This is a genomic window from Rhodopila sp. (genome assembly GCF_035548235.1).
Lineage (GTDB): Bacteria > Pseudomonadota > Alphaproteobacteria > Acetobacterales > Acetobacteraceae > Rhodopila.
In genome coordinates this window covers 1-9235 of the sequence record NZ_DASZTJ010000189.1, presented here as the reverse complement: position 1 = coordinate 9235, position 9235 = coordinate 1, and the positions used below count along the sequence as shown (strand labels likewise).

Annotated in this window: 8 protein-coding genes, 2 tRNA genes and 2 pseudogenes; 2 read left to right on the top strand and 10 right to left on the bottom strand. The window is 64.5% G+C overall.

Annotated features, from left to right (window positions below; translation table 11 throughout):
• The 9 genes and pseudogenes from VHB27_RS15445 to lon all read right to left on the bottom strand — a co-directional run.
• On the bottom strand, nt 1–577 hold a 577-nt coding region (locus tag VHB27_RS15445; protein WP_325601987.1), incomplete at its 3' end, for an NADH-quinone oxidoreductase subunit C.
• Between the two features lie 55 nt (nt 578–632).
• A pseudogene (locus tag VHB27_RS15440) lies at nt 633–1097 on the bottom strand (NuoB/complex I 20 kDa subunit family protein); the annotation flags it as partial.
• 89 nt (nt 1098–1186) lie between these two features.
• Nucleotides 1187–1552 carry an NADH-quinone oxidoreductase subunit A gene (locus VHB27_RS15435; RefSeq protein WP_325601985.1) on the bottom strand — a complete coding sequence of 122 codons (366 nt, stop codon included), beginning with the start codon at nt 1550–1552 and terminating at the stop codon, nt 1187–1189.
• 379 nt (nt 1553–1931) lie between these two features.
• Nucleotides 1932–2008: transfer RNA gene (locus VHB27_RS15430), tRNA-Asp, on the bottom strand.
• Nucleotides 2009–2117: 109 nt separating this feature from the next.
• Nucleotides 2118–2660, bottom strand: a complete 543-nt coding sequence (locus VHB27_RS15425; protein WP_325601983.1) for an EF-hand domain-containing protein — start codon at nt 2658–2660, stop codon at nt 2118–2120.
• Nucleotides 2661–2764: 104 nt separating this feature from the next.
• A tRNA-Val gene (locus tag VHB27_RS15420) sits at nt 2765–2840 on the bottom strand.
• 10 nt (nt 2841–2850) lie between these two features.
• Nucleotides 2851–3054 carry a hypothetical protein gene (locus VHB27_RS15415; RefSeq protein WP_325601982.1) on the bottom strand — a complete coding sequence of 68 codons (204 nt, stop codon included), beginning with the start codon at nt 3052–3054 and terminating at the stop codon, nt 2851–2853.
• Nucleotides 3051–3635, bottom strand: a complete 585-nt coding sequence (locus tag VHB27_RS15410; protein ID WP_325601980.1) for an HU family DNA-binding protein — start codon at nt 3633–3635, stop codon at nt 3051–3053. The genes VHB27_RS15415 and VHB27_RS15410 overlap by 4 nt, the downstream gene beginning before the upstream one ends.
• A complete protein-coding gene (gene lon / locus VHB27_RS15405; RefSeq protein ID WP_325601978.1) occupies nt 3604–6030 on the bottom strand; it encodes an endopeptidase La in 2427 nt (808 codons plus the stop codon). The genes VHB27_RS15410 and lon overlap by 32 nt, the downstream gene beginning before the upstream one ends.
• Before the next feature lie 298 nt (nt 6031–6328).
• Between lon and VHB27_RS15400 the strand changes: the two genes are divergently transcribed.
• Nucleotides 6329–7582 carry a lactonase family protein gene (locus VHB27_RS15400; protein WP_325601976.1) on the top strand — a complete coding sequence of 418 codons (1254 nt, stop codon included), beginning with the start codon at nt 6329–6331 and terminating at the stop codon, nt 7580–7582.
• Nucleotides 7583–7685: 103 nt separating this feature from the next.
• Nucleotides 7686–8876: an acyltransferase family protein gene (locus VHB27_RS15395; protein ID WP_325601975.1), complete on the top strand. Its 1191-nt coding sequence runs from the start codon at nt 7686–7688 to the stop codon at nt 8874–8876.
• Here VHB27_RS15395 and VHB27_RS15390 read toward each other — a convergent pair.
• A pseudogene (locus VHB27_RS15390) lies at nt 8834–9235 on the bottom strand (ATP-dependent Clp protease ATP-binding subunit ClpX); the annotation flags it as partial. The gene VHB27_RS15395 and the pseudogene VHB27_RS15390 overlap by 43 nt on opposite strands.

Genomic DNA, 9235 nt, shown 5'->3' with positions numbered 1-9235 from the left:
ACGCCTTCTTCCCCGTGTCGCCCGACGTTGCGTTCGGCGCCATCGCAGCCTTTTCATCGCCGGGTAGGATGTGCGGCGCGCCTTCCCACGGGCTCATGAAATCGAAGTCGCGGAATTCCTGGACCAGCTGCACCGGCTGATAGACCACGCGCTTGAGTTCGTCGTCATAGCGCAATTCGACATAACCGGTGAGCGGAAAGTCCTTGCGCAACGGATAGCCGGAGAAACCGTAATCGGTGAGGATGCACCGCAGGTCCGGATGCCCGTCGAAGGGCACGCCATACATGTCGAACGTCTCGCGCTCGAACCAGCCGGCCGCGGGGTATATGGAGACGATGGAGGGCACGCTTTCCCCCTCCCCCGCCTGTGCCTTGACGCGGATGCGCGCGTTCTTCGTCAGCGACAGCAGATGATAGACGACATCGAAGCGCTTTGGGCGCTGCGGCCAGTCATTGCCGCAGATGTCCACCAGGATCTTGAAGTCCTGCGCATCGCGCAGATGGGCCATCACCGCGGGGATATCGGCCGGCACGACTTCGAGGGTAAGCTCGCCGCGCGCCAGCACCGTGCCGGTCACGGCGGCGCCCAGCGCCGAGGTGATGCTTTCGCTCAAGGACTCCAGATCGGTCATATCAGCGCTCGATCGTTCCGGTGCGGCGTATCTTCCGCTGCAGCAGGAGGATTCCGTACACCAGCGCCTCGGCCGTGGGCGGACAGCCGGGAACATAGATGTCCACCGGCACGATGCGGTCGCAGCCGCGCACCACCGCATAGCTGTAGTGGTAGTAACCGCCGCCATTGGCGCACGATCCCATCGAGATCACATAGCGCGGCTCGGGCATCTGGTCGTAGACCTTGCGCAGCGCGGGCGCCATCTTGTTGGTCAGCGTGCCGGCGACGATCATTACGTCGCTCTGCCGCGGGCTGGCGCGCGGCGCGATGCCGAACCGCTCCAGGTCGTAGCGCGGCATCGACGCCTGCATCATCTCCACCGCGCAGCAGGCCAGCCCGAAGGTCATCCACATCAGTGAGCCGGTGCGCGCCCAGTTCACCAGCGCCTCGGAGCTGGTGACCAGGAAGCCCTTGTCGGCCATCTCGGCCTGCAACGCCTTGAAATAGGGATCGTTGTCGCCGATGGCGGGGTTGGCGCCTTCGACTCCGGCGCGGCCTGCCTTGCCTGCAGGAATCACTCCCATTCGAGCGCGCCCTTCTTCCATTCATAGATGAAACCGACCGTCAGCACGCCCAGGAACACCATCATGGACCAGAAGGCGAAGACGCCCGTCGCGCCCAGCGTGATGGCCCAGGGGAACAGGAACGCCACTTCCAGGTCGAAGATGATGAACAGGATGGAAACCAGATAGAAACGCACATCGAACTTCATGCGCGCATCGCCGAAGGCGGGAAAACCGCATTCATAGGCCGAAAGCTTTTCGGGATCGGGCTTGCTGGGCGCCACGACCAGCGGCACCAGGATCAGCGCTCCGCCGAGAACGGCCGCCAGCCCGATGAAGATCAGGATCGGCAGATACTCCAGCAGCAGCTTTTCCATACGCGTATCCCATGGCCCATGCCCCAAGCGCGCTTGCGCCCCCAACTGGCCGGACCGGTGTCATTTCGCGCGCGCAGTATAGGCAGGCCCTGCCCGCGCGCAACGCGGGGTTTAAAGGAAGATTCGCGGCAGAAAAACAGGAAAATCAGCGCGGGAACGGGGGTGCGACGATGGCAATGGCAACCGCGCGCTTAATTGCGAACCATTCTTAGAAAGCGAGAGTCCGCGGCCTCCGGCAACACTGCGGAACGGGCCGTTTCCGGAGAAATGGCGCAAGCGACGGGATCGAGCCGGGGCTAGCGCCAGCGTCATGCCCCGGCGAGATGAACCCGCGAGCGGGTTCGGCAAACGAACCACTTCCTCAATTTTACTGAGAAAGTGGCGGGAGCGACGGGGCTCGAACCCGCGACCTTCGGCGTGACAGGCCGACACTCTAACCAACTGAGCTACGCCCCCGCGAAGCTGCGTCCGGCGAGCCGGACCGCGCGCGAAGGGGGCCGATGTAGGGGAGCCCCCAACCCAAGTCAAGCGCCAGTCCGCGAAGATCCCGGACCGCAAATGACCGTCATTGATCCTGCTCCGGGGCCTGCTGATCCGGTGGCGCGCCGCCCGGCCTGCGGCCCCGGCGCACATGCTCTCCATCGGGCTGCGCCGGCTTGCCGGGGCCCGCGCCCGCCGGACCCAGTTCCTGCGGCGTCAGTTTCCCATCATGGTTGCGGTCGAGCTGATCGAACAGCGAATAAGGCACGGCGGAAAATTCGGTGTAGTCGATGCAGCCGTCCTGGTTCCAATCCATCAGCGGCGTTGCGGTGGACTGGTCGGCATCCACCCGCGCCTGATTGATCTCGCCCGCCTGCTCCGCATCCAGGCACGCATTGTGGTGCGTATCGTGCGCCGCGAATTCCGCCCGGAGGCCCGCGATCAGTTCCGTCCGGGTCAGCGTGCCGTCATGATTGGCGTCGTATTTCAGGAGCATGGCGGAGGAGCCGCCATGATAATTTTCGTCCCGCGGCTTTTCGGCCGGGCGCATCCAGGGAGGGGGCTGCTGCCGCCCGCCGCAGGCGGCAAGCAGAAGAGCGGAGACGGCAAGCAGGATCGGCAGGCGCAAGCAGGATTCCTTTTGCAGCAAGCTAGCGGCGGCGAAGCGGGATGACCAATGACGGAGTGGACATGTGCGGGAGCCCCGCACCGCTCCTTCCGGGCCAAAGGACATGGTGGGCGGTGACGGGTTCGAACCGCCGACCCTATCGGTGTAAACGATATGCTCTACCAGCTGAGCTAACCGCCCGGACGCCGCCTCATACCATGCCGTGCGGCGGCGGCAATGCCGTTCGCCGCGGCCGGCCAAGAACCAGCCACAGCGCGCCGCCCAGCAGCAGCAACAGCACGACGGCCTTGGCCGTGAGGAACTTGAGGCCGAGGATCGCCGCCAGCACGGCCGCATGGACCGCCAGCCAGACCAGGACCAGCGGCATCAGGACGGACCGCGCCTGCCCGCTCAATTCAGCGAATCCTTGAGTTGCTTGCCGGGACGGAACCGCGGCTGGCGCGACGGCTTGATGGTGATCTCTTCACCGGTCTGCGGGTTGCGCCCCTTGCCGCCCGCACGTGTTGCCACCACAAACACACCGAAGCCGGTCAGGCGCACTTCCTCGCCCGTCTTGAGCGTGGCGGCGATGAGATCGAAAACCCCATCCACGGCCTTCGCGGCGTCGTTCTTGGCAAGACCCGTCGTGTCCGAAAGCTTCTGGATGAGATCGTTCTTGTTCACGGATGGCTCCTTTTTTAAGTGTCGCTCCGGCTCTCGCCGACGCTCCTTACAGTGGTCGCTCCGGCTCCCGCCGACGCTCCTTGCAGTGGTCGCTCCGCTCGCGCAGGTGCTTCCTCCCCCGCCATTTTGGTGCTGCCAGCATGGCGGGGCAGAACTGTAGGGGGGGCCAGAGCGGCCCGTAAAGCCGAAAACACGCGGAATCGGGGGATTTCTGCCTTGCGCCGGCAAAGAAAAAGGGCCCGGAACCACGGCTCCGGGCCCTGTCTTCAGGTATTTAGTCCTAGTGGGTGACCATCTGGTCGATATCTTCATCGGCCAGGGGAAGCCGGGTCCCGACCTCCGGTTCAACCCAGTCGATCGCCTCCGGCTGGCGGGTCAACGCCACCTGCAGCACCTCGCCCATCGACGACACGGGCACGATCTTCATGCCGGTCTTCACATTGTCGGGTACCTCGGCAAGATCCTTCTCGTTCTCCTTGGGGATGATCACCGTGGTGATCCCTGCCCTGAGAGCCGCCAGGAGCTTTTCCTTCAGGCCCCCGATGGGCAGCGCCCGGCCGCGCAACGTCACCTCGCCGGTCATCGCCACATCGCGGCGCACCGGAATGCCGGTGATCACCGAAATGATGGAGGTGGCCATCGCCAGTCCGGCCGAAGGACCGTCCTTCGGGGTCGCGCCTTCCGGCACGTGCACATGGATGTCGATCTTGTCGAACAGCGGCGGCTTGATGCCGAAGCTGGTCGCCTTGGAGCGGACATAGGACCTGGCCGCGTCGATCGACTCCTTCATCACGTCGCCCAGCTTGCCCGTCGCCTGGAAACGGCCCTTGCCGGGCAGCATGACGGACTCGATGGTAAGCGTCTCGCCGCCGACCTCGGTCCAGGCCAGCCCCGTGACGACGCCGACCTGATCCTCGCCTTCGATCTCGCCGAACCGGTGACGGCGCACGCCGGCGAAGCTGCCGAGATTGCCGGCGGTGACCTCCACCTGCTTGACCTTCTTGGACAGGATCTCCTTCACCGCCTTGCGCGCCAGGTTGGCGATCTCGCGCTTCAGATTGCGCACGCCCGCCTCGCGGCTGTAGTAGCGGATCAGATCGCGGATGGCGTCATCGGTGATCGTCCATTCCGTGGGCTTGAGGCCATGCGCCTTGACCTCTTCCGGGATCAGGTGACGCTTGGCGATCTCGACCTTCTCGTCCTCGGTGTAGCCGGGGATGCGGATGATCTCCATGCGGTCCATCAGCGGCTGCGGCATGTGCAGGCTGTTGGCCGTGGTGACGAACATCACGTCCGAGAGATCGAAATCGACCTCCAGGTAATGATCGTTGAAGGTGGCGTTCTGCTCGGGGTCCAGCACCTCCAGCAGCGCCGACGACGGATCGCCGCGATAGTCCGCGCCCAGCTTGTCGATCTCGTCCAGCAGGAACAGCGGGTTCGAGGTCTTCGCCTTCTTCATCGACTGGATGATCTTGCCGGGCATCGAGCCGATATAGGTGCGCCGGTGACCGCGTATCTCGGCCTCGTCGCGCATGCCGCCCAGCGACATGCGGACATATTCGCGGCCGGTGGCCTTGGCGATGGACTTGGCCAGCGAGGTCTTGCCCACGCCCGGAGGCCCGACCAGGCACAGGATGGGTCCCTTCAGCTTGCCGACGCGCTGCTGCACGGCCAGGTATTCAAGGATGCGCTCCTTGACCTTCTCCAGGCCGAAATGGTCGTCGTTCAGCACTTTCTCGGCGGCAACGATGTCGCGCTTGACCTTGCTCTTCTTGCCCCAGGGCAGCGAAAGCAGCCAGTCCAGATAGTTGCGCACCACCGTGGCTTCGGCCGACATGGGCGACATGGAGCGCAGCTTCTTGACCTCGGCCTGCGCTTTCTCGCGCGCTTCCTTCGACAGCTTGGTCTTGCGGATGCGCTCTTCCAGCTCGTTCATCTCGTCGCGGCCTTCTTCGCCTTCGCCGAGTTCCTTCTGGATCGCCTTGAGCTGCTCGTTCAGGTAATATTCGCGCTGCGTCTTCTCCATCTGGCGCTTGACGCGGCTGCGGATCTTCCGCTCGACCTGCAGCACGCCGATCTCCGCCTCGATCAGCGAAAGGATCTTCTCCAGCCGCTCGGTGGTGCCGAACGTCTCCAGAAGCGCCTGGCGGTCGCCGATCTTCACCGACAGGTGGGAGGCGACGGTATCGGCCAGCTTGGCCGCATCGTCGATCTGAGCCACCGCCGCCAGCGTTTCGGACGGGATCTTCTTGTTGAGCTTTATGTACTGCTCGAAATTGGCCTTCACCGTGCGCATCAGCGCCTCGGATTCCTGGGCGGGCGGGGAATCCTCCACCACCTTCTCGACCGTGGCCTGGAAGAAGTCGGTGCGGGGGCTGAAACCGGTCACGCGGGCCCGCGCCTTGCCTTCGACCAGCACGCGCACCGTCTGGTCGGGCAGCTTCAGCAGCTGCAGCACGGTCGCGAGCGTGCCGATGGAATGCAGTCCATCGGCCGACGGATCGTCTTCCGCGGCGTTCTTCTGGGTCAGAAGCAGGATCTGCTTCTCGTCGTTCATCACCTCTTCGAGCGCGCGCACGGACTTCTCGCGGCCCACGAACAGGGGAACGATCATGTGAGGGAATACGACGATGTCGCGCAGCGGCAGAACCGGCGCGCTCGCCGGGTTGTCGCGGGTCTCTGCAGTCTTGGTGGCGTCATCCGCCATGTGCTTGCTCCTGCCGGGTCTGCCGGCGCTTGGATCGGCTTCCCCGACTGGGCGAAGCCTGGAATAGGGAGCCGCCCATCCGGCCGACTCCGGATACGGTAAAGTGGCCTCCCTAATGGAGTGTTTCAAGGCAGCCAAGGGCTTATCGCGGCAAGTTCCCGTTTTCGCAGTGGAAATCGCCGGGAACCGCATTTTTTTGAGCCGCCATGGCAGAATTGCCGCCCGTATGCGGAGCAATTGCCTGTCATGGCGGCCCGCGTCTATCGTGGCGGTAACGATAAGATAAAGGGGGAAAAGGATGCTGGACAGGCGCGCCGTCATCGCCATGCTGGGGGCCCTGCCGCCGGCGGCTTTTGCCCCCTCCGCTTTCGCGCAAGACCGCACCCTGCCCTTTTACGCCAGCGTGGGTCCGCGGCTGTCGCTTTACGCACTGGACGTCGCGGCGGCGACACTGACGCCCAGGGGCGCGGTGACGCTGCCGGCGAATGTCCAGTATGCCTGGCCCGATCCCGCGCGCCGGTTCCTCTATGTGGTGGCAAGCAACACAAAACCGGGCGGACTGGGCCCCGATGCCGGAGGCCATTGCGCGCAGGCTTTCCGCATCGGCGCCGACGGCGCGCTGAGCGCGCATGGCCGCGCGGTGACGCTCGCGCACCGGCCGATCCACGCCACCGTGGACCACACCGGCCGCTTTCTCCTGATCGCCTACAACCTGCCCAGCAGCATCACCGTCCACTGGCTGAACGCCGACGGCACGATCGGCGAGCCGGTGGTGCAGAAGCACGCGCTGGATACCGGCATCTATGCCCATCAGGTGCGCGTGACGCCGGGCAACCGGACGGCGGCGCTGGTGACGCGCGGCAACGATCCCCGTCCCGGTCATCCCGAGGACCCGGGCGCGATCAAGGTATTCGCATTCGAAGACGGCCAGCTTTCCAATCTCCAGCCGCTGGCGCCGCACGGCAACGGCATCGGCTTTGGCCCCCGTCACCTGGACTTCGCGCCACACCATGTCGCCGTTTCGCTGGAACGCGAGAATGCGCTTTGCATCTATGACCTCAAGACCGATGGCACTTTCGGCGCAGAACCGCTGTTCATCAGGAACGCACTGGCCGATCCCGGCGCGAAGGCGAAATATCCGGGACAGACCGCAGGACCGGTCCACGTCCATCCCAACGGCCGTTTCGTCTATCAGACCAACCGCGGATCGGGGACCGTGGACTATCAGGGCCGGAAAGTCTGGAACGGCGGCGAGAACGACATCGCGGTCTGGTCGCTGAATCCCCAGACCGGAGAGCCCACCCGCATCCAGAACATCGACAGCCACGGCTTCGAGATTCGCACCTTCGCCATCGATCCGGGCGGCACCCTGCTGATCGCCGCCAGCCAGCTTGCCCTGCCCGTGCACACAGGGAACCGCGTTGAGGACGTCAGTGCGGGACTGTCGCTGTTCCGCATAGGAACCGACGGGAAGCTTGCCTTCCTGCGCAAACACGATGTGGACACAAGCGCGGGAACGCAGTTCTGGTGCGGTCTGCTGACCATGCCGTGACGTCCGCGCCGCGGCGCGGATCTCCCCGATATCACAAAAATGTCCCGTGTTCCCTGCCGCTTACGTCATAGCGTGCCTTTCAGGGAGCGTACCGGACTTCGGGATGAACCAGATTGCAGCGCCGATCATTTCGAAACCAGGTGCCCCGCGCATGGCCGCCACGGGCCGGGAAAAGCTGTACGCGCTGCAGATGCTGCGCTTCCTGGCGGCCTTCATGGTCTTCTTCTCCCATGTCGAGGATCGCTACGACAATTGGGAGCAGAAATACCACATGACAGTTCCGCGCCTGGGCCTGGACGGGCAGTTGGGCGTGGACATCTTCTTCGTCATCAGCGGCTTCGTGATGGGATATGTCGCGTTGGACAAGTTCGGCCGCAAGGACGCGCCGCGCAATTTCGCCGCCGACCGGATAAGCAAGATCATCCCGCTCTATTGGGCCCTCACCCTGCTTCAGTGCGTCATATTCCTGGCGAGTTCCCGCCTGGGCGGCCATTTCGACATGGGGCGGCTGAACCTGGGCGAACTGTTCAAGAGCCTGTTCTTCATCCCCTACTTCAATGTCGAGGGAAAGCACCGGCCGATCCTGGGACAGGGCTGGACGCTGAACTATGAGATGGCCTTCTACGTCGTGGTGGCCGCGAGCCTGTTCCTGCGCCGCGCCTGGGGCATCGCGGCGATAACGGCGAGTTTCTTCCTGGTCTGGCTGGCGGGCACCCTGCTGCATTCCCAGAACGCGCTGCTGCGCGTCTGGTCATCGCCCATCATCTTCGAATTCCTGATGGGCTTCTATCTGGCGGCCGTCCGCAGCGCGTGGCTGGCCTCCGGCAGAACGCTGCCGCGGATTCCGGGCGTCACGCTGCTGATCGCCGCGATCGTCATGATCCATGTCCTTTTCGTCGGCAGGCACGCATCCATGTGGGTCAATGCCGGCGTCGGGCTCGTCACCGTCGGGCTTTGCGTGCTGACCTGGAACACCGCGCCCCGGGACATCGTGCGGCGGACCATGGTGCGGCTGGGCGACAGTTCCTACAGCCTCTACCTGTCGCACAACCTCACCCTGCTGGCGATGGGCGTGATGTGGCGCGGGATCTTCGGGCCGCACGCGATCTGGGCCTATGTGCCGGCGGTGATCGCCGCCGGCCTGATGGCGGGCCATCTCTGCTATCTGGTGCTGGAACAGCCGGGCACACGGCTGCTGCGCAGCGTGCTGCGCGGCAGATCCGGCCGGCGCGAACCGCAGCCGGCGCCGGCTCAGGAAGCGGACTTCTCCCTCGCCTCGACCTTGTCGGAATAGGTATAGAGCGGGCGCGCCTTGCCCTCGACCACGTCGCTGGTGATGACCACTTCCTGCACGCCCGACAGGGTCGGCAGTTCGAACATGGTCTCCAGCAGGATGCCTTCGAGGATCGAGCGCAGGCCGCGCGCGCCGGTCTTGCGCTGGATCGCCTTGCGGGCGATGGCATGCAGCGCCTCTTCCTGGAAGCGCAACTTGACGCCTTCCATCTCGAACATGCGCATATACTGCTTGGCCAGCGCGTTCTTGGGCCGGGTGAGGATCTCGATCAACGCCGTCTCGGACAGGTCGCCCAGGGTCGCCAGCACCGGCAGGCGGCCGATGAATTCCGGGATCAGGCCGAACTTGAGCAGGTCTTC